The sequence below is a fragment of the Niabella beijingensis genome (assembly GCF_020034665.1).
GTDB lineage: Bacteria > Bacteroidota > Bacteroidia > Chitinophagales > Chitinophagaceae > Niabella > Niabella beijingensis.
This window is the reverse complement of sequence record NZ_JAIQDI010000002.1, coordinates 2,005,308-2,022,124: the sequence shown is the minus strand read 5'-3', so window position 1 is coordinate 2,022,124 and position 16,817 is coordinate 2,005,308. Positions and strand designations below refer to the sequence as shown.

13 protein-coding genes are annotated in these 16,817 nt (G+C 47.6%); 9 read left to right on the top strand and 4 right to left on the bottom strand.

Going from position 1 to position 16,817, the window contains the following annotated elements; translation table 11 throughout:
- Nucleotides 1-30: 30 nt before the first annotated feature.
- Nucleotides 31-1,308 carry a tyrosine--tRNA ligase gene (tyrS, locus tag K7B07_RS24565; RefSeq protein WP_223713193.1) on the bottom strand — a complete coding sequence of 426 codons (1,278 nt, stop codon included), beginning with the start codon at nucleotides 1,306-1,308 and terminating at the stop codon, nucleotides 31-33.
- A gap of 199 nt (nucleotides 1,309-1,507) precedes the next feature.
- Between tyrS and K7B07_RS24560 the strand changes: the two genes are divergently transcribed.
- From K7B07_RS24560 to K7B07_RS24550, 3 genes are read left to right on the top strand one after another with little or no spacing between them, the layout of a single operon-like run.
- Complete coding sequence (locus tag K7B07_RS24560; RefSeq protein WP_223713192.1) at nucleotides 1,508-2,617, top strand: putative type IX sorting system protein PorV2; 1,110 nt, start codon at nucleotides 1,508-1,510, stop codon at nucleotides 2,615-2,617.
- 14 nt (nucleotides 2,618-2,631) lie between these two features.
- Nucleotides 2,632-7,704, top strand: coding sequence for a putative type IX secretion system sortase PorU2 (gene porU2, locus K7B07_RS24555; protein WP_223713191.1), 5,073 nt, complete (start codon nucleotides 2,632-2,634; stop codon nucleotides 7,702-7,704).
- A gap of 45 nt (nucleotides 7,705-7,749) precedes the next feature.
- A complete protein-coding gene (locus K7B07_RS24550) occupies nucleotides 7,750-8,781 on the top strand; it encodes an acyltransferase family protein (protein WP_223713190.1) in 1,032 nt (343 codons plus the stop codon).
- Here K7B07_RS24550 and K7B07_RS24545 read toward each other — a convergent pair.
- Nucleotides 8,755-9,372 (bottom strand): riboflavin synthase, encoded by a 618-nt coding sequence (locus K7B07_RS24545; RefSeq protein ID WP_223713189.1) that lies wholly within the window; start codon nucleotides 9,370-9,372, stop codon nucleotides 8,755-8,757. The genes K7B07_RS24550 and K7B07_RS24545 overlap by 27 nt on opposite strands.
- A 141-nt stretch (nucleotides 9,373-9,513) precedes the next feature.
- On the opposite strand from K7B07_RS24545, the gene rpsU reads away from it, so the two are divergent.
- The 5 genes from rpsU (at nucleotide 9,514) to K7B07_RS24520 (ending at nucleotide 12,622) form a co-directional block, all read left to right on the top strand.
- Nucleotides 9,514-9,711 carry a 30S ribosomal protein S21 gene (gene rpsU / locus K7B07_RS24540; RefSeq protein ID WP_018626743.1) on the top strand — a complete coding sequence of 66 codons (198 nt, stop codon included), beginning with the start codon at nucleotides 9,514-9,516 and terminating at the stop codon, nucleotides 9,709-9,711.
- 55 nt (nucleotides 9,712-9,766) lie between these two features.
- The gene (locus K7B07_RS24535) at nucleotides 9,767-10,672 is read left to right on the top strand and encodes a tyrosine-type recombinase/integrase (protein WP_223713188.1); all 906 of its coding nucleotides are present in this window, start codon (nucleotides 9,767-9,769) and stop codon (nucleotides 10,670-10,672) included.
- A 147-nt stretch (nucleotides 10,673-10,819) separates the two neighbouring features.
- Nucleotides 10,820-11,119 carry an HPF/RaiA family ribosome-associated protein gene (locus K7B07_RS24530; protein ID WP_223713187.1) on the top strand — a complete coding sequence of 100 codons (300 nt, stop codon included), beginning with the start codon at nucleotides 10,820-10,822 and terminating at the stop codon, nucleotides 11,117-11,119.
- 262 nt (nucleotides 11,120-11,381) lie between these two features.
- Entirely contained in the window at nucleotides 11,382-11,924 is a 543-nt protein-coding gene (locus tag K7B07_RS24525) for a YMGG-like glycine zipper-containing protein (protein ID WP_223713186.1), read from the top strand.
- A 119-nt stretch (nucleotides 11,925-12,043) separates the two neighbouring features.
- Entirely contained in the window at nucleotides 12,044-12,622 is a 579-nt protein-coding gene (locus tag K7B07_RS24520; RefSeq protein ID WP_223713185.1) for a DUF6799 domain-containing protein, read from the top strand.
- A gap of 54 nt (nucleotides 12,623-12,676) precedes the next feature.
- Here the strand turns inward: K7B07_RS24520 and K7B07_RS24515 are convergent, their stop codons facing one another.
- Complete coding sequence (locus tag K7B07_RS24515) at nucleotides 12,677-13,678, bottom strand: WD40/YVTN/BNR-like repeat-containing protein (protein WP_223713184.1); 1,002 nt, start codon at nucleotides 13,676-13,678, stop codon at nucleotides 12,677-12,679.
- A 145-nt stretch (nucleotides 13,679-13,823) separates the two neighbouring features.
- Nucleotides 13,824-14,525: an outer membrane beta-barrel protein gene (locus tag K7B07_RS24510; RefSeq protein ID WP_223713183.1), complete on the bottom strand. Its 702-nt coding sequence runs from the start codon at nucleotides 14,523-14,525 to the stop codon at nucleotides 13,824-13,826.
- A 272-nt stretch (nucleotides 14,526-14,797) separates the two neighbouring features.
- On the opposite strand from K7B07_RS24510, the gene thrS reads away from it, so the two are divergent.
- Nucleotides 14,798-16,738, top strand: coding sequence for a threonine--tRNA ligase (gene thrS, locus K7B07_RS24505; RefSeq protein ID WP_223713182.1), 1,941 nt, complete (start codon nucleotides 14,798-14,800; stop codon nucleotides 16,736-16,738).
- The last annotated feature ends 79 nt before the right edge of the window (nucleotides 16,739-16,817 follow it).

The window sequence follows — 16,817 nt, the reverse complement described above, 5'->3', positions numbered from 1 at the left end:
TGAGTTCGTCCTGAAAAACCTGGGGGTGCACTACTGTACTTCTACCAGGTAATAATTCTTTTTCCCTTTTTGCAGCAGGATATACCGGTCGTGTAACAGATGCAGGCCGGTAACTTTCAGTTGAAGATCGGTCACCTTCTCACGGTTGATGCTGATGCCTCCGCCCTGGACCAGTTTCCGGGCTTCACCTTTGCTGGGCGCTATTTTGGTATCCGCCAGCAGTGATACGACGTCAACGCCCTGTTCCAGTACCGCTTTAGCGATAACCGCTTTTACAACACCTTCAAGTCCTTCCAGGTCTTCAATGCTCATTTCTGCCGCTGGCCGGCTCTGGTTGGCAAATAATTTTTCGGTAGTAATGACCGCTTTTTCATATTCCTCCGCACCATGTACAAAAATGGTGATCTCCTTTGCCAGGGTTTTCTGAAGTAACCGCTCCGCCGGGTTTTGCCCGTGCAAACGGTTTAGTTCTTCGATAGTCGGCTGATCCAGGAAGGTGAATATTTTTATCCAGGAAACCGCATCCTCATCGCTGGTATTGAGCCAGAACTGGTAGAACTGGTAGGGAGATGTTTTTTCGGGATCCAGCCATACATTGCCTTTTTCGGTCTTTCCGAACTTGGTACCGTCAGCTTTACGGATAAGTGGGCAGGTAAAGGCAAAAGCCTCCTGGCCGGCCTTACGGCGGATAAATTCTGTTCCGGTAGTGATATTGCCCCACTGGTCGCTGCCGCCCATCTGCAGCTTTACGCCCTGTGTGGTATATAAATGATAAAAATCATAGCCCTGCATCAGCTGGTAGGCGAACTCGGTATAGCTGATACCTACTTCGCCTTCAAAGCGTTTCTTTACACTGTCCTTCGCCATCATATAGTTAACCGTAATGTGCTTGCCCGCATCCCGCAGAAACTCCAGGAAGCTGATGCCTTTGAACCAGTCGTAGTTGTTTACCATAATGGCGGCATTGGGATGGGAAGGAGAGAAGTCCAGGTATTTTTCCAGCTGGTTTTTTATACCCGCAATATTTGCTGCCAGGGTGGCTTCATTCAGCAGGTTCCGCTCCTCGCTTTTTCCGCTGGGATCACCGATCATGCCCGTGGCTCCCCCAACAAGGGCTACCGGCCGGTGACCGGCTTTTTGAAGATGTACCAGTAATAAAATAGGTACGAGGCTTCCGATATGCAGACTGGTGGCCGTGGGGTCGAACCCGATATACCCGGTGGTCATCTCCCGGTTCAGCTGCTCTTCGGTACCTGGTATGATATCCTGGATCATGCCCCTCCATTTCAGTTCTGATATAACGTTCATAATCTATCCCTTTATTAAAGGCTGCAAAGGTACGCCATCTGCCGGTAAGAATGAATCTTCATGCCGGGTTTTACACTGCCGGGCGAAGAAATCATCAAACTGGACTAAAAAGCGATGTTTGTAAACGCTTTATACCTATTTTCGCTGCGGATAATTACACTTACCGGAAAATTGTGGACCTAAAACTTGATCTGAGAGAATGAAGGCATTCAAGCTATGCTTTTTACTGCCGTTATTGCTGGTTGCTGTTGCTTCAGAAGCCCAGTTCCGGAAGTATTCCAATGAATTTCTGAATATTGGCGCAGGTGCCAGGGGATTGGGAATGGGAAGCGCCCAGGTGGCCAGTGTGCAGGATGGTACCGCGGGATACTGGAATCCTGCAGGACTGGTGAATGTTCAGGACGATATCCAGGTGAACCTGATGCACGCAGAATATTTTGCCGGTATCGGAAAATATGATTACCTGAACGTAACGTTGCCCACTACCAGCCCCAAACGGACACTGGGTGTTACCGCCCTTCGTTTTGCCGTAGATGATATCATGAATACCCTTTTTCTGGTGGAGCCCGACGGATCGATCAATTACAATAATATTAAGTCGTTTTCTTCAGCTGATTACGGATTTCTGTTATCCTATTCGCAGAACCTGCGGCAAACAGAAAAGAAAAATGTGAACATAGGCGTGAACGCAAAGGTCATTCACCGCAGTGTGGGAAGCTTTGCCAAGGCCTGGGGATTCGGTCTGGATGCCGGCGTGCAGATCATTCAGGATAAATGGCGGTTTGGTGTGGTAGGCCGGGATCTTACTACCACCTTCAACAGCTGGGCCTTCAATTTCACCGAAGAAGAAAAAGAGGCCCTGTACCTGGCAAAAAATGATATTCCGGTGAAGTCGACAGAGCTCACTTCCCCCCGGCTGATACTGGGAGGTGCCCGTGTTTTCCCGATCGGTAAAAAATCGGGATTGCTGGCCGAAGCAAATTTTGATGTGACGTTTGACGGCAGGAGGAACACCGTGGTAAGCGGGGATCCTGTCAGCATCGACCCGAAAGTAGGACTGGAATACAACTACAAGGATATTGTATTTATCCGGGGCGGGGTGAACAATTTCCAGAAAGGACTGGCAGACGGGGACACCCTGAATCTTAAAAAGGTATGGATCTTTCAACCGAGTGTGGGAGTGGGTTTCCGGATCCAGTCGTTTATGGTGGACTATGCCTTTACTAACCTCGCAAACCAGTCGAATCCATTGTTTACCCACGTGTTCTCGCTCAAAATGGATTTTCGCAGAAAAAGAAAAAATAACTAATAAGTGAAAGACTGATGAAAAAGCTGCTTACTATAGGATTGCTGTTCTTTTCACTTATTGCCGGCGCGCAGCAATTCAATAATGAATGGATCGATTATAGCAAAACCTATTACAAATTCAAGGTCGCAGCAAACGGGATATACCGCATCTCCGGAGCCACGCTTGCGGCTGTGAACCTCGGATCAGTGGATGCGGCACATTTCCAGTTATGGCACAATGGGGAAGAAGTGCCCCTTTACACTTCTGTTGGTACCGGAGCATTGGGCACCGGAGGGTATATTGAGTTCTGGGGACAGATGAATGACGGCAAGCCGGATAACCCGCTTTACAGGATTCCGGACCAGCAGCTTTCTGATGCCAGAAGTCTCTTTACTGATTCTGCGGCTTATTTTTTAACGGTGAATCCGGCAGGTGGTAATAAAAGGATGGTACAAACCGCCAACCCTGTGCCGCCCGGTGTTACGGCAGAGCCTTACTTTATTTATCAGGCAGATACCAGTTTCAGCGAACAGATGCACCTCGGCCGGGCCGAGGGAACCGGTATCGGAACCCTGTATACCTCTTCTTTTGAGGAAGGGGAAGGATGGGCATCAACAGAGATTGCCGAAGGAAGATCCCGGAGCTATCAGAGGAACCTGTATGCCTATACCGGCGCAGGCGGACCGGATGTTTCCGTTAAGCTGAATGTAGCCGGAAATAACGTGGCTATCCGTAAAGTACAGTTTACCATAAACGGAAATTCGGTATTTGATCAGTCCTTTTCCAACTATAATTTTTTGGCACTGACCAGAACCATGCCGGCAACGATTCTTAACGGCGGTTCGGAAAGTTTTGCGGTTACAAATGTGGCTTCGGTTCCCAGCCGGATGCGGCTGATGTCTGTAAAGCTTACCTATCCGCGTAAATTCAATTTTGGCGGGGCTTCCAATTTCAGGTTCAGTCTGCCCGCCAGAAGCTCCGGGTATTACTTAGAGATATCCGGTTTCAGTTTTTCCGGCGGAGCTCCGGTATTATACGATCAGACAAATGGCCGGCGCTATGATGTGGATGCAGGCAATGCTTCTTTATTAAAAGTATTCTTACCTGCTGCGGGACAGACACAGGACCTGGTGCTGGTGAGTCAGGCTGCTGCCAATATCAGAACCGTCCCTTCGCTGGAACCACGGACATTTGTAAACTATGCCGCCACCCAGAACCAGGGGGATTACCTGATGATCACCGACCGGTCGTTGCTCACAGGCAGCAATGGGTCGCAACCTGTAAATGATTACCGCGATTACCGGGCGTCTGCTGCAGGAGGCGGGTATAATGCAAAGATCTATCTGATGGATCAGCTCATCGACCAGTTTGCATTTGGTATCAGCTATCATTCCCTGAGTGTCCGGAATTTCCTTAGGTTTGCCAGGGCCCGGTTTTCGGCAGCTCCTAAAGAAGCATTCCTGATAGGGAAAGGCGTTTCTTACTATGTTTCCCGTTCCTATCCGTCCGGGGCACTCGGAGCTCAACTGGCGCAGCTTAACCTGGTACCTACTTTCGGGTATCCTGCATCAGATGTGTTGCTGAGCGCGGAAGGCAGCAGTTCTCAGCCGCTTACCTCCATCGGAAGGCTGTCTGTTTTGAATGGGAATGAAGTGGCCGTTTACCTGGAAAAAGTAAAACAATACGAGCAGCAACTGGCAAATACACCTCCGGGCATCAATGAAAGCAGCTGGAAGAAGAATGTGGCTCATATTGTAGGAGCCAGTGATGATGCCACCAGCAGTTTGCTCTACAGCTTACTGGAAAAGCAGAAGGCGATCATAGCGGATACCCTGTATGGGGCTTCTGTCAGCGATTTTTTAAAGAGCGCATCCGGGGAATCACAGGGATCCAGCAACGACCGGCTCCGCAACCTGATCAACGGTGGTATCGGAATGCTTACTTATTTCGGACACTCTTCTTCCACTACACTCGATTATAATCTAGAAAATCCCGGGAACTATTCCAATGCAGGAAAATATCCCCTGTTTAATATGATGGGATGTAATGTTGGAGATATCTTCGGTTATGACGTGAACCGGCCGGGAAGACCTGAAACCATTTCAGAAAAATACCTGCTGGCAAAGGACGGTGGAAGCATCGGTATGCTGGCGGGTACCAGTGTAGGATATATTTCCACACTGGATTTTTACAACACCAAGTTGTATACGCTGATGTCCGGAAAAGACTATGGCCAATCGATCGGTACCCTGATGGCCAGTACCATTGCCGCGGTATTTAAGGAATCAAGCGAAACTCCTTTATTACAAAGGGCACAATGCGAGCAATACACACTGAATGGCGATCCGGCTATACGGTTATACCAGTTTGATAAGCCGGATTATACCATCGAGGACGCATCAGTGAGCATTACACCGGCCTTTATATCGGTTGCCGAGAAAGATTTTACTGTCAAAGCAACGATCCATAACCTGGGAAAGGCGATCAGTAAAAAAGTAATTGTAGAGCTGAAGCGCACCTATCCCGATCAGTCATCTGAGGTTTTTAAAAGAGATACACTTTCTGCGATCCGGTTTTCGGATTCTGTTACTTTTACCATACCTGTAGATCCCTTACGGGATAAAGGAGCGAATAAGGTCACGGTTTCTATTGATCCGGACAACCTTATCCCAGAGCTGAACAAAGGCAATAACGCTATTACCAAAGATATTTTCATTTATCAGGATGAGCTGCGGCCTGTTTATCCCTATGATTACGGGATCGTCAATAAGCAGAATCTCCTGTTTACCGCTTCCACAGCCGATCCGTTTGCTGCGTCGAAACAATACATTATGGAGCTTGATACATCCAGGCTGTTTAATTCGGCGGCAAAAGTTACTACTACAAAAACAGCATCAGGAGGCATTGTTGAGTTTCAGCCATCGGTCTCATTCAGAGATAAAACAGTTTATTACTGGAGGGTGGCAGATGTACCGGCAGCCGGAGAAACGCCGCACTGGAATTATGCTTCGTTCACCTATATAAACGGGAACCAGACGGGATTCAGCCAGTCGCATTATTACCAGCTGCAGGATTTAAATCTTTCACAGCTGAAAGCAGGAACGGGGGACCGTTTGTTTCACTTCGATTCAACCATATCTTCTATATTTACGAGCACGGGATTCTTTCCCAATGCAAACGCAGCTTCCGACCTGGAACTGCGTATCAACGAGGTTACTGCCCAGCGATGGATGCTGAGTCCTGCCAGCGGTGCAGGAAATGTCAACAATTATACACTGCGTTTTTATGTGGTTGAGAACAGGATGATGCGTACCTGGAACAACGAGGACCTGGGTACTTCAGGTAAGTACGGGAGCGTAAGACCGATCCCCGCACAGAGCAACACAATACCGACATTCTTTCAATTCAAGGTCAGGACCCCGCAGGAGCGAAAGAATGTGATGGATTTTATGGATTCGATCCCGAAGAACTATTTTATTGTTATTACGAACAGCCCGATGCTTCCCAATGTGCTGCCTTCCGAATGGAAGGCCGATGAGGCGGTTTACGGTACCGGCAATACCCTGTATCATAAGTTGCAGAAAGAGGGCGTTACTATTCTGGATAATATCAAAACAGATGCACCGTTTTTGCTCTTCCTGCAAAAAGGATCGGGCCGGCCGCTTAAAGAAGTAATGGGATCCGTTCAAACAGATAAACTTGCAGAAACAGTTGATGTAAGAACAATACTGCACGAAGGCAGCTACCAGACCCCTTTATTTGGACCGGCAAAAAAATGGCAGACGTTGACCTGGGATGGCGCAAGCCTTGAGAGCCCCGGCACCGATATTTTCAGCCTTGAAATTTTTGGTGTTACTAAAAACGGGAATGAGACCTCACTGCTGCGGGATCTTTCGCCTGCAGACAAGACCATCGATTTGTCGTCGATTGACGCAAAACAGTACCCGGGTTTGAAAGTGATGCTACATGTGAAGGATACCACGCATTTTACACCCTACCAGCCAAAAAACATAAAAGCATTCTATCAGCCGGCACCGGAAGGGGCATTGGCTCCTAATTTGTATTTTTCAGCGAAGGATACGCTGGATCCGGGCGAACCGCTGAATCTGGGGATCGCTTTTAAGAATGTAAGTGACTATAATTTTGACAGCATGACAGTACGGCTCAGTATCCGGGACCGGAACAATGCTGAAACCGTTATTCCGGTGCCAAAACAAAAGGCGCTCGCTGTGGGTGACACCATAAAGCTGAACATTCCTTTGGCCACCCAAAAGTATTCGGGGAACAATACCGTGTTCCTTGATATTAACCCGGACGATAACCAGCCGGAACAGTACCATTTCAATAATTTCTTCTATAAGAATATTTATGTTCGCAGCGATTCATCCAGTCCGTTTATGGATGTAACATTTGACGGAACACATATCCTTAACAAAGACATTGTTTCCAGTAAGCCGGATATCCTGATAAAACTGACCGATGATGCCAAATGGCTGCTGCTGGACAACCCGGATCTGATCCAGGTACAGCTGGTCAACAAAACAAAAGAGATCACCTATAACTACAAAGTAGGTACAGATACCCTGCGGTTTACTCCGGCCGGGCAGGACGGAAATAATACCGCCACCATGAATTTTAAACCGCATATGGATGACGGAGATTATGAACTGCTGGTAACTGCAAAGGACCAGAGCGGCAACGAAGCCGGGCAGATCCGCTATAGGGTAGCCTTCCAGGTGATCAACAAGCCGATGATCTCGAACATGCTGAACTATCCCAATCCTTTTACCACCGCCACGGCGTTTGTGTTTACGCTTACCGGTGCTGAAGTGCCGCAGAATATACGGATCCAGATCCTTACCATCACTGGGAAGATCGTGCGGGAAATCACAAAAGCAGAGTTGGGGCCGCTCCGCATCGGAAGAAATATCACTGAGTTCAGGTGGGATGGCACCGATCAGTACGGGCAAAAGCTTGCAAACGGTGTATATCTTTACCGTGTAATCACCAATCTGAATGGCAAGTCGCTGGATAAATACCGGGCAAAAGATGACAATACGGATAAGTATTTCAACAAGGGGTATGGCAAGATGTATTTAATGCGGTAACCGCAAGATCTCTGGTATAAAGCGGCGTTTCTTAAGTTTGCGTAAATGGAACTATTCAAAAACAGGTTTTCCAATTCCTTTGACTTTTTGAGATTAGCCGGCGCGGTAGGGGTGATCTATTTACATTCCTATCATCTGTTGAAACAACAGCATGCTGTTGCCCTGGATCAGCTATTTCAGCACCGGATCAACCTGACGGTTATCATGCTGGGGATCTTTTTTACGGTAAGCGGTTTTCTCATCGCCAGAAGTGTTGAAACATCTGTTTCGCTGAAGAACTATATATGGAAACGGATGTTACGGGTTCAGCCGTTATTAACGGTTGTCTGTCTTCTGACCGTTTTCCTGATAGGGCCCTTATTTACAGAAACAGGGGTGGGGAACTACTTTAGAAACCGGGACTCCTGGATGTATTTAAGGACCATTCTGCCCGTTTTCGGGATCCAGTTCCACTTACCCGGCGTGTTTGAACACAATACCGGAGAAAGCGGCGTGAATGGTTCGCTGTGGACATTGATCATCGAAGAACGGGTTTACCTTGCAATGTGTCTGCTGTTCTATGTGCAACGGAGCCGTACAACGATCTTTATGTTGTTTGTTGCTATACTGAATATCCTCTACCTGGTCAACTTTTTTAAATGGGGCGGTCTGAACATTCCCTGGCTTGACAAGTATGAGGCACAGTACTTCTTACTTTTTTTTAACGGGGCACTGGTCTATTTTCTTAAAATTCCGCTTCACCGGATCAATACCGTTACCGGGATCCTGATCGTAGCGGCTATTTATTATCTCACACGTAATACTGTCTGGTCAACCTTATTTGTATTGCCATTGCTGATCCTGCTGATCGGTAGCAGGAAAACGATCGTTTCTGCTATTGCAAAAAAAGGAGACATCACTTATGGATTGTACGTATTGTCTTTCCCCGTACAGCAAATGCTGATCTACCTGTCTGAAAATACGATCCGTCCGCCCGTGCTTTTTCTTTGTACGCTATCGGTATGTATTCCCCTTGCTTATTTATCCTGGCATTTTCTTGAAAAAAAAATCCTAAGACTTCGCAACCGGATCCGGTAAAGCTGTCAACGGTTGCGTCTGTTTCAGTATGTATTTCCCGATCACGTCAAATTCCAGGTTCACAATACTTCCTTTTGTTACTGCCTGCATATTCGTGTGCGTAATGGTGTAGGGGATGATGGCGACTGTAAAGGTTGTTTCCGTTACATTAAAAACCGTGAGGCTGATACCATTCAGGCTGATCGAGCCTTTTTCAATAACAAGAGGAGCGAAGTTGCGCCCGAATTCAAAAACGAATTCCGTGCTTCCGTCCTTAGAGATCATATCAATGCAGGTTGCCATACTGTCTACATGCCCCTGAACAATATGTCCGTCGAGGCGGCCATTCATCACCATACAGCGCTCCAGGTTTACAATTGTACCGGTTTGCCAGCTGGCCAGGTTACTTACTTCCAGGGTTTCGGCTATCGCCGTTACCTGGTGCCGGCCGTTCTCTACAGCTTCAACGGTAAGACATACTCCGTTATGACTGATGCTTTGATCCGTTTTTAATTCAGCAGAAACCGGACTTTCCACCCAAAAAGTGATATTGCTGCCTTTTTCTGTCCGGGAAATCACGGTTCCCATCGCTTCGATAATTCCTGTAAACATGCATCAAATTTCCGGGACAATCGGCACCTGTCCAAATCCTGGGTACGGTCTTGAAAAAATTTGGCAGCTGCCATTGGAGAATTATCATAAAAGCCCTATCTTTGCAGCCTTAAAAACTACCAAAGGAGGTATAAAAGATTTATGTTAATTATTGATTCTAAAGACTGCGAAAACATTGATAAGGCTTTAAAGAAGTACAAGAAGAAGTTTGAAAAGTCAAAGACGCTGTTGCAATTGCGTGAGCGCCAGCACTTTACAAAGCCTTCTGTGAAGAGCCGTGGTCAGCGTTTAAAGGCCATTTACAAGCAGCAGATAGCCAGCGGAAAAATAGAATTATAAAATAGTTGATATTTTATATAATATTGTGACCTCAAGCATAGCTTGAGGTTTTTTTATGTCCGGACAATTGTCAGCCCATATCGATGCCTTTGTAAATTTCCTCCGCTTCGAGAAGCGGTATTCTCAGCATACAGTCATAGCTTATACAACCGATCTGCAGGAGTTTACCAGTTTTCTTAGTGCGATCTATGGGGATATCCGTCTCGAAGAGATCTCCTACACTTTTATCCGGAGCTGGCTGGCCCACCTGATGGAGCAGGAGATTTCCCCCCGGAGCATCAACCGGAAGATCTCTACCCTTAAGTCCTTTTTCAAATATCAGATCAAAACCGGTGCGGTTGCGGAAAACCCTATGTTCAAAATCGTTGCGCCAAAAGCAGGCAAACGGCTTCCGTCATTTGTAAATGAGGAGGATATGAAGACGCTTACCCAGGCGCTCGAGACCGCCACGGAAGACTGGAAAAGCCTGAACGCCAAGATGCTTATCGAGCTGTTTTATGGCACCGGCATGCGGCTGAGTGAGCTTCTCCAGCTTAAAGAAACACAGGTGGACCTGTCCCGTAAACAGGTAAAAGTGCTGGGGAAGGGCAATAAGGAGCGGGTGCTGCCCCTGGATACCAGGCTCATGGCATCGGTCCGGGAATATCTACAGCTCCGGCGGAAACATTTTACCGAACTGCCGGAAGAATTGCTGGTAACGGAAAAGGGACGGAAACTCTATCCGAAATATGCTTACCTGCTGGTAAAGAAATACCTGTCTGCGATTGCCACCCTGGATAAAAAAAGCCCGCACGTGCTGCGTCATACCTTTGCAACCCATCTTATGAATAACGGCGCAGAGATAAAAGCCGTAAAAGAGCTGCTGGGGCATGCGAGCCTTGCTGCCACCCAGGTCTATACCCATAATTCCATAGAAAAACTAAAAGAGGTCTACCGGAACGCACATCCCAAAGCCCGCTAAAAATGTGCATAAAAAACCGGCCTGCACTCCTAAAAATTAGCATTTATTTTTTGGGAACCGATATCTTTTTTAATTAACTTTAGACTAAAGAGCGTTAGGTCTTTGACATAGAAAAATATCGATTATTCACTTTTAAATTCAACTATCATGAATGTGAACATTCAAACAGTTAATTTTAACGCAGACAGGAAGTTGATTGACGTAATCAACCGTAAAATGGACAAATTAGCTACATTTCACGATCGCATCATTGGTACGGATGTCTACCTGAAACTAGATAACATAGTGCATAATATCAAGGATAAGATAGTAGAGATCCGGGTACAAGTGCCCCGACATAGTTTTTTTGTAAAAACCACCAGTAAATCTTTTGAAGAATCTTTTGAAAACGCATTTGACTCTTTGGTAAACCAGGTAAAAAGGCGTAAGGAAAAGCTGATCGCCTAAGGCCGTCTGAAAGAAAAATAAATCCTATTATATAGATCTTATATTATTACTGATCCGCTCCGGTACTTGCCGAAGCGGATTTTTTTTTTGCCCGGTTAACAAAGAATTAACGGAGCATTAGGCCGCTTATGCCTTTACCCGCCTGTCTTTACAGAGAAAGTTGCTGAGCGTGAGCGCTTTTGGTCTTTATTAGAATAGTTTGGCACAGTTTTATATATATTGAAAATAGATTTTTAATTCGGACTTTTAAAAACGTATTACTATGATTAAGAAAATAATACCTTTCGCCGTGATCGCAATTATGCTGTTGGCAGTTGCGTGTCGCAATACGAAAAAGGAAGACAGCGCCGGTACGATCTCCGTGCAGGATACATTGGGACTGGCCGAGTACCAGAAATGGAAAATGGAAAATGAAGTGCGCAACCGCCTGCAACAGGAGCAGCAGCTGGAAGAGAATACAACACCGGCCGCCCCGGCCCGCTCTTCTTCGGCCTCGCGCTCCAGGAGCAGTGCAAGCAGCAGCAGCCGCGGCACCTATAGCAGCGGAGGTGGCGGAGATTATTCTTCCGGATCTTCCGGTACGGTAGCAGAAGCTCCCGCCCCTGCACCCCAGCGTAAAAAAGGCATGAGCCATACCGCTAAAGGGGCGATAGTAGGTGCTGCATCCGGTGCCATTATCGGAGCTGTGGCAAACCGTAAGAACCGTTTGGGCGGTGGTGTGGTTGGTGGTGTGATCGGTGCTGCAACCGGTGCCGGCGTGGGTGCCATCGTAGATAAAAAACAACGCCAGCGCGATGGTTATTAAATACTATTGATGTCGTTAAAAAGCCCGGATCTGACACCGGGCTTTTTCGTAACTTTTACAGATTCTTGGCAGAGTATTTGTTTACTATTGAATATCACTTTTGAAAACAACTTAAAATTATGAAAAGAATACTTGGACTTACCCTCGTTGTTGCTGCTTTTGCAGCCTGTAATAATCCTGAAACACAAACTGCGGAAACTACGCCTGATTCTTCCGGAGCTCCGGTTGTTACTGTTGATACCACAGTAGCTCCGCCGCCTACTGTTCAGTATGTAGACGGAGATGTGATCCTTAAAGAAGGAAAGGTATTTGTGTATACGAACGGTAACTGGGTGGCTGCCGATAAGGAGATCAAGCTGGATAATGGTACTGTTATTACCCCTGCGGGAGAGGTGAAGAAAGATGGTAAAGTGGTAACACTGCAGGAAGGTGAATATGTAAATAAAACCGGCAACTTCTTCGACCGGACCGGTAATGCGGTTGAAAACGCCTGGGACCGTACCAAAGAAGGTGTATCAAAAGGTGCTGAAGCAACAAAAGAAGGCGTTGAAAAAGCTGCTGAAAAAACAAAAGCAGGTGTGGAGAAAGGAGTAGAAGCCACCAAAGATGCCGCTCATAAAACCGGTGACGCTATTAAAAAGGGTGCACAAAAAGTAGGAGATAAAACCAAAGAGATCGTTGAAGATATAAAAAAATAGTTACGATTTTTCGATTATGTTTTGATGACGGGCCCGGGTAACCGGGCCTTGTTTTTATGGATGACCCTGCAGCCGGATCGATCCGACGGTACCGGCAGGCCCTGCAAGAAAAGCAACCTTCTTTGTTCTGTTGATAAATACGGAGTTGAAAGTGCCGGCCGAAACCGGTGTCCAGTTCTGCCCCCCGTCGGTAGAAAGATCCACGCCATTCAGCCCGCAGGTGATCCAGACCGAATCATCTAAAGCTGCTACTGCACTACGGTAGCCGCCCGGACCGGTCACGGGCTGCACAAAGGTCTTGCCGTTATCCCTGCTGATGACCAGTACACTGTCTTTCCGTGCCGGTTGCTGAAAATCGCCGCCGGCCACCATCAGCGCCCGGCCAAAGGCCGCAATACCATTGGCGCCGGTGCTGGAGCTGCCCTGCATCAGGGGCAGCGTAACGGTCGTATTGCCGGTGATAAGCCGCGAGGCATTTCCGCCGCTCACCAGCATCAGCTGCCCGCCGGCGCTGGTGAGGTTGCTTCCGCTCGCTGCAAAAAAAGCTTCGCCAGCTAATGGCTGTATTGAAGCAAATACTGCTGCCGGTTGCCAGGAGTCGCCTCCGTCCCTTGTTTGGGCAATGAATATTTTATTATGCACCGGATCCCCGATCACATAACCGGTCTTTTGATCGTCAAAGAACAAGGCATCCAGAAACATGGCGGAGTCTTTGTTTTCATAGACCTTTTTCCAGCTTTTTCCACCATCTGTTGTTTTTAAAAGATAGGCCGGACTGCCGATGGCCATTATCAGGGCCGTATTTTCATCCAGTACCGCGATATCACGAAAATCGTTTGTTTCGTAGCCCTTGACCTGTTGCCAGGTCCAGGTAGCGCCATTATCCGCGGAGCGGCCGGTATAGCCATTGCTGCCACTGGCCCAGATCGTGTTTTTAAAGGCATCCAGGCCTCTTAAATTGGTCTTGGTGCCTGTAGTAAGCAGTTCCAGGTCCTGTGCCTGGGTCCGTCCGCAGGTGATCCCGCAGACCAGGAGCAGCAATAGATGTTTTAACATATTGGAAGATTTGTTTGCTAAGATAGCAGGTTTATCACAGAAAAAGCCCCCGGAAACGGGGGCGAAACCAGGTCAGCTATAACCGGCCGCAATACCGTTTCCCGTTGCCGGGTCACTTCAGTTAATGATAAACAGGGAAGGGGGCTTAGTCCTCATGCCCTTTATGATGCATCTTCATTTTCCCTTTCCATTTTTTCATGGCTGCCGAGTTGATCTGCATCCCCAGGCTCATGGTCAGCCCCCTGTTGGTGAACGTAGGCGTTTCACTGTTGTTATTAGGCTTTTGCTCCACAAAGCCGTGATAATAGTTGATCTCATGATTAAGATAAAAACCGTCAAAAACGCGGATGTTTACACCCAGTGAAGCATTGCCGCCCACATCTATTTTTGTATTCATGGCTTTGGTGGTGTAACGCCCGGCAAAAGCATCCTCATCTGTTTTGATAAAAGATTTACCGCCCACCAGGAATTGGACGGAGGGCCCTATCGTCAGTCGCGGACGAACCCGCTGTTCCGCATCGCCAAAATTAAAACTGGCAAAAACAGGGATCTTTATATAATTCGCTCCTGCGATAAGGCGGTTATCCGTATCCTCATCTTTAAAGCTGGCGCCCTGGCTGCTGAAATAAGTACCAAAGCCAACGCCTGCCCGGTCGCTGAAATTGTAGGTTGCCGCCCGGCCCAGTTCAAAAGTAGGGTGGAACTGCCGCTTGGCACCTTCCGGTGTATTTCCCACCGTCCAGCTATGTCCGAATGCGGCCCGGTCTCCGATATTCCAGCCTGTTTGTGCGGTTGCGATCTGACTTCCTGTAATCAGGAGCATCGCTGAAAAAAATAATTGTTTCATCTTCTAGGATTTTGAATGTTTAGTGGGCATCGATCACCGGCGGTGACTGCCGGGAATATTCCTCTGACCCGGTTGTTCCGTTGTCTTCGTTATATATTGGATCTATTTATCAAGTAAAAAGCCGGCAAAATCATGCCAGAACAACCAGGGGGCGGTAAATTTCCCTGATCCGGCAGGAAAAACGGACAAAAACAGAAGAAGGGATATTGCCTTTTGTGTACTGGTGATTCTTTGTTAATTTTGCAACCTTATTTTATTGAATTTTAATGAATATGATCCATATAACATTTCCCGACGGGGCAAGCCGTGCCTATGAGGCCGGAGTAACCGCTTTGGATATCGCGAAATCCATATCCGAGGGGTTGGCAAGAAAGGTAATTGCAGCAACAGTAAACGGTGAGGTTTGGGATGCGACGCGTCCCATTGACAAAGACAGCACGCTCGTATTGCTGACCTGGAGCGATACGGACGGGAAGAAAGCCTTCTGGCATTCTACCGCCCACCTTATGGCAGAGGCCGTAGAAGCTGCTTTTCCCGGGGTTAAATTCTGGGTAGGTCCCCCGCTGGAATCCGGAGGCTTCTATTATGATATGGACCTGGGCGACCGGAAACTTTCGGAAGAGGACCTGAGCGCCCTTGAAAAAAAGATGAACGAACTGGCGCGGCAGAATAATGCCTATGTGCGGAAGGAAATCCCCAAAGCAGAAGCCATCAGCTATTTTACTGAGAAGGGCGACGAATACAAACTGGACCTCCTGAATAACCTGGAGGACGGGAACATCACCTTCTACACACAGGGGAACTTTACCGACCTCTGCCGCGGGCCGCATATACCGGCAACCGGTATCATTAAAGCCATAAAGCTTACCAGTGTGGCCGGGGCTTACTGGAAAGGGGATGAAAAAAATAAGATGCTGACCCGGGTTTATGGTATCAGCTTTCCCAGTCAGAAAGAACTGGATGAATACCTGCAGATGCTGGAAGAAGCCAAAAAGCGTGATCACCGCAAGCTGGGAAAGGAACTGGGTATTTTCACCATGGATGATGATGTGGGTCAGGGATTGCCTTTGTGGCTGCCGAACGGTACCATCGTTATAGAAGAACTGGAAAAACTGGCAAAGGAAACCGAAGAGGCGGCAGATTACAAACGGGTGGTTACCCCGCATATTGCCAAGGAGAGTATGTACCTTACCAGCGGGCATCTTCCCTACTACCAGGACAGCATGTACCCTCCCATGGAGGTGGACGGGCAGAAATATTACCTGAAGTCGATGAATTGCCCGCACCATCATAAAATATTTGCGGCGGAACCAAAAAGCTACAAGGATCTTCCTTTACGCCTGGCAGAATACGGAACCTGCTACCGGTATGAGCAAAGCGGTGAGCTGTTCGGATTGATGCGTGTGCGCTGTCTGCATATGAATGATGCGCATATCTATTGCAGCAAAGAACAGTTTGCGCAGGAATTCAGGGCTGTAAATGATATGTACCTGAAGTATTTCAAGATCTTCGGTATCGACCGGTACGTAATGCGTTTATCGTTACACGACCCGGAAAAACTGGGACAGAAATACATTAATGAACCTGAACTGTGGCTGGAAACAGAAGCGCTTGTACGGGATGTTTTAGTTGAATCCAATATCCCTTTTGTGGAAGTCAAAGGCGAAGGGGCTTTTTATGGCCCCAAGATCGATGTACAGATCTGGAGTGCCATCGGGCGTGAATTTACGCTGGCCACGAACCAGGTGGATTTTGCGCAGGGCAGAAGGTTTAACCTGCAGTATACTACTGCGGATAACGGACATGATGTGCCCCTGATCATTCACCGGGCACCGCTGGGAACCCATGAGCGGTTCATCGGCTTCCTGCTGGAACATTATGCGGGCAAGTTCCCGGTATGGCTGGCCCCGGTACAGGTAAAGATCCTGCCGATCAGCGATAAGTTTTCAGACTATACAAAAGAAGTGTATAAGGCGCTGCGCAGTGCCGGCATCCGCGCCGAAATTGATGACCGCAATGAAAAGATCGGTAAGAAGATCCGTGATACGGAACTGATGAAAGTGCCGTACATGCTGGTGCTGGGTGAAAAAGAGGTGAACGAGCGGAAAGTGGCGATCCGCCGCCAGGGTAAGGGAGATGCCGGTACCAGGTCAATAGAAGAATTTGTTGCCGCGGTGAAGCAGGAGATCGAGAACAGGACAGACGCGATCTGAGGAGGTGTTTTATGCCTGTAACAGGAATTGAAGGTTTGTTCGGTTAAAGAACTACTTTTACATCCGATATTTAAAATTT

Excerpts from the sequence above, each read along its gene's own strand:
- tyrS (WP_223713193.1), bottom strand. The coding sequence starts at position 1,308 with ATGAACGTTATATCAGAACTGAAATGGAGGGGCATGATCCAGGATATC.
- K7B07_RS24560 (WP_223713192.1), top strand. The coding sequence starts at position 1,508 with ATGAAGGCATTCAAGCTATGCTTTTTACTGCCGTTATTGCTGGTTGCT.
- porU2 (WP_223713191.1), top strand. The coding sequence starts at position 2,632 with ATGAAAAAGCTGCTTACTATAGGATTGCTGTTCTTTTCACTTATTGCC.
- K7B07_RS24550 (WP_223713190.1), top strand. The coding sequence starts at position 7,750 with ATGGAACTATTCAAAAACAGGTTTTCCAATTCCTTTGACTTTTTGAGA.
- K7B07_RS24545 (WP_223713189.1), bottom strand. The coding sequence starts at position 9,372 with ATGTTTACAGGAATTATCGAAGCGATGGGAACCGTGATTTCCCGGACA.
- rpsU (WP_018626743.1), top strand. The coding sequence starts at position 9,514 with ATGTTAATTATTGATTCTAAAGACTGCGAAAACATTGATAAGGCTTTA.
- K7B07_RS24535 (WP_223713188.1), top strand. The coding sequence starts at position 9,767 with ATGTCCGGACAATTGTCAGCCCATATCGATGCCTTTGTAAATTTCCTC.
- K7B07_RS24530 (WP_223713187.1), top strand. The coding sequence starts at position 10,820 with ATGAATGTGAACATTCAAACAGTTAATTTTAACGCAGACAGGAAGTTG.
- K7B07_RS24525 (WP_223713186.1), top strand. The coding sequence starts at position 11,382 with ATGATTAAGAAAATAATACCTTTCGCCGTGATCGCAATTATGCTGTTG.
- K7B07_RS24520 (WP_223713185.1), top strand. The coding sequence starts at position 12,044 with ATGAAAAGAATACTTGGACTTACCCTCGTTGTTGCTGCTTTTGCAGCC.
- K7B07_RS24515 (WP_223713184.1), bottom strand. The coding sequence starts at position 13,678 with ATGTTAAAACATCTATTGCTGCTCCTGGTCTGCGGGATCACCTGCGGA.
- K7B07_RS24510 (WP_223713183.1), bottom strand. The coding sequence starts at position 14,525 with ATGAAACAATTATTTTTTTCAGCGATGCTCCTGATTACAGGAAGTCAG.
- thrS (WP_223713182.1), top strand. The coding sequence starts at position 14,798 with ATGATCCATATAACATTTCCCGACGGGGCAAGCCGTGCCTATGAGGCC.